The organism is Alterirhizorhabdus solaris (assembly GCF_007785815.1).
GTDB classification, from domain to species: Bacteria; Pseudomonadota; Alphaproteobacteria; order Sphingomonadales; family Sphingomonadaceae; genus Alterirhizorhabdus; species Alterirhizorhabdus solaris.
Genome location: NZ_VNIM01000189.1, coordinates 1 through 2,587, shown reverse-complemented (window position 1 = coordinate 2,587; position 2,587 = coordinate 1). Strand labels below are relative to the sequence as shown.

3 protein-coding genes are annotated in these 2,587 nt (G+C 71.5%); 1 reads left to right on the top strand and 2 read right to left on the bottom strand.

All coding sequences use genetic code 11. The features are described 5' to 3' along the window. Positions 1-55: 55 nt before the first annotated feature. Together FOY91_RS21090 and lgt are read right to left on the bottom strand one after the other, a co-directional pair. Positions 56-1,144, bottom strand: coding sequence for a class I SAM-dependent methyltransferase (locus FOY91_RS21090; RefSeq protein WP_145155995.1), 1,089 nt, complete (start codon positions 1,142-1,144; stop codon positions 56-58). 28 nt (positions 1,145-1,172) lie between these two features. Beyond that, entirely contained in the window at positions 1,173-2,033 is an 861-nt protein-coding gene (lgt, locus tag FOY91_RS21085) for a prolipoprotein diacylglyceryl transferase (RefSeq protein ID WP_145155993.1), read from the bottom strand. Between the two features lie 71 nt (positions 2,034-2,104). On the opposite strand from lgt, the gene FOY91_RS21080 reads away from it, so the two are divergent. Then, positions 2,105-2,587, top strand: a 483-nt coding sequence (locus FOY91_RS21080; RefSeq protein ID WP_145155991.1) for an AMP-binding protein, incomplete at its 3' end; no start/stop codon positions are given.

Sequence of the window (2,587 nt, the reverse complement as noted above, 5' to 3'; positions counted from 1 at the left end):
GTGGTGATCGGGGCGATGGTCATGCCCGCCGCCTTAGCGGGCGGGTGCGATGTTGTCAGGCGGGCCGGGCAAGACTTTCGGGCGGCGCGGCCCTGTCGTCGATCGTCGCGAACCCCGCCGGGGCCGGCCACCCCGGCGCGACGATCGCCAGCGCCTTGAACAATGTCCCCATCTGGTCGGCATCGGCCAGCCGGGCGCGGGCAGCCTCGATCTCGGCGGCGCGGGCGGGGGTGGCCTTCGCCAGCATCGCCGCGCGGGTCGACAGGCCGAGCGCCGCCAGCCACGCGCCCTGATCGACCGGGCCGGCGACGACCGCGCCCTCTGCCGCCGCCACTGCCGCCAGCGCGGCGAAATCGACATGGGCGGTCAGGTCGCTGGCGCCGGGTTTCGCGAACGGATCGGCGTAGGCGTGGGCGTGAACGGCTTGCAGCGTATCCCCGGCGGCATGTTCGGCATACCCATAGTCGATGACGATCGCCGCCCCGCCTTGCGCCACGATGCGGGCGGCGAGCGCACGGGTGATGGCGACGGCGGCGGGGCAGGTTTCCAGAATGCTGCCCGGCGCGGCGCGGCGAAGGTGGGCGGGCACGGCGGCATCGAACGGCACCGCGCCCGGCACGGCGACGAAGCCCTCGCCGTCATGGGTCACCAACCGTTCGCGCCAGCCGGAATAGGTGGCGATCAGCTGGCGCACCGGCAGCGCATCGAAGAACTCGTTGGCGACGACGAGCAGCGGGCGATCCGCCGGCAGCGTGGCAATATCGTCGTGCCAGAACGCACCGGCCACCCGCTCGGCCTGCTTCTCGCGCAGCGCCGGGCTGGTCTCGACGAAATGGACCGGCGGGGCGAGGCCGGCGGGGCGCATCGCGCGCAGCGCATCGGCCGCCAGCGTGCCGCGCCCGGGGCCAAGCTCGGCGTAAGCGGCGTCGGGGCGGCCCGCGCGCTGCCACAGGTCGGCGAGGCACAGGCCGGTCAGCTCGCCGAACATCTGGCTGATCTCGGGTGCGGTGATGAAGTCGCCGTCCGAACCCAGCGGATCGCGCGCGGCGTAATAAGCGGTGTTCGCCTCGGCCATGAACAGCGCCACCGGGATCGGCCCGGCGGCGGCGATCAGCCGTTCGAGGCGGGCGGAAATGTCGGTCATCCGTGTGCCCGGCGAGGGGCGCGCCCGTTCACGCCACGCTCTCGCCGCCGGCGAACGGCTCCACCCGCACGCGGCGGCGTTTGGCGGTGGCGATCAGCCACGCGCCACCGATCAGCATCGGCACGGTGAGCGTCTGGCCCATCGTCAGCCCCCAGCTCAGATGCTCCAGCCCGGCATCCGGCTCGCGGAACCATTCCACGGTGAAGCGGCACAGGCCGTAGCCGAGCAGGAAGGTGCCGACGAGCTTGCCCGGCTGGTAACGCGCGTCCGTCTTCCAGAACAGGAACCACAGGACGGAGAACAGCAGGATGCCCTCCAGCCCGGCCTCGTAGAGCTGGCTCGGGTGGCGCGGCAGATCGCCCGCGCGGGGGAAGATGACGGCCCACGGCACGTCGGTCGGCCGGCCCCACAGCTCGCCGTTCACGAAATTGGCGAGGCGACCGAAGAACAGCCCGAACGGCACCACGCAGGCGACGTAATCGTGAATGCGCAGCCAGTTCAGCCCGTTCTTGCGGGCCAGCAGGATGATGCCCGCAGTGACGCCGATCACGCCGCCGTGGAACGACATGCCGCCCTCCCACAATTTCAGCACGTCGAGCGGGTGGCGCCAGATCTGCGGCTGGTAGAACAGCACGTAGGCCAGTCGCCCGCCGAGCAGAATGCCCAGCGTGGCGTAGAACACCATGTCGTCGGCATGGCGGCGGGCCATCGGCGCGCCGGGCTGGTCGATCAGTTTCAGCAGATACCACCAGCCAACGAGGATGCCGGCGATATAGGCCAGCGAATACCAGCGGATCTGCAGGATGCCGAGATCGAGCGCGACCGGCGACAGGCCGAGGCTGTCCCACCGCAGGGCGGCGCTGGCATCGGCGAGGAAGGGGATGAGCAAGGGCTTGTTCCGATCGGATTTTGGTCCTCATACTGTCCCGCGACAAGAACGAAAAGACCGGGAGAGGCGCGATGCCCAGCGAGAGCGACCGCCGGTTCGACGCGGCGATGGCCGCCATCACCGGCCCCGGCGGAATGCTGGCGGTGGCGCCCGACGCGGACGGGCGGATGATCGTGCCCGGGCTGCCGGGCACGCTGGCGGACCTGTTCCGCTGGGCCTGCGCGCGCGGCGGCGATGCGGTGGCGATCGTGGCGGGGGACGAGCGGCTGGGCTTCGCCGCAATCGATGCGCTGTCCGAGGATCTGGCGCGTGCGCTGGCCGGGCGGGGCATCGCGCGCGGGGACAGGGTGGCGATCGCGATGCGCAACTGCCCGGCGTGGATCCTCGTCTATATGGCGATCGCCAAGGCGGGCGGCATCGCGGTGCTGCTGAACGGCTGGTGGACGGCGGACGAGCTGGCCCAGGGCATCGCCCTCACCACGCCGCGTCTGGTGATCGCCGATGCCGAGCGCGCGCGTCGCATCGGCGATCACCAGACGCGGCGTGGTGAGGGC

Bases quoted from the DNA above. Each gene is read 5' to 3' on its own strand.
- FOY91_RS21090 (WP_145155995.1), bottom strand. From the start codon at position 1,144: ATGACCGACATTTCCGCCCGCCTCGAACGGCTGATCGCCGCCGCCGGG.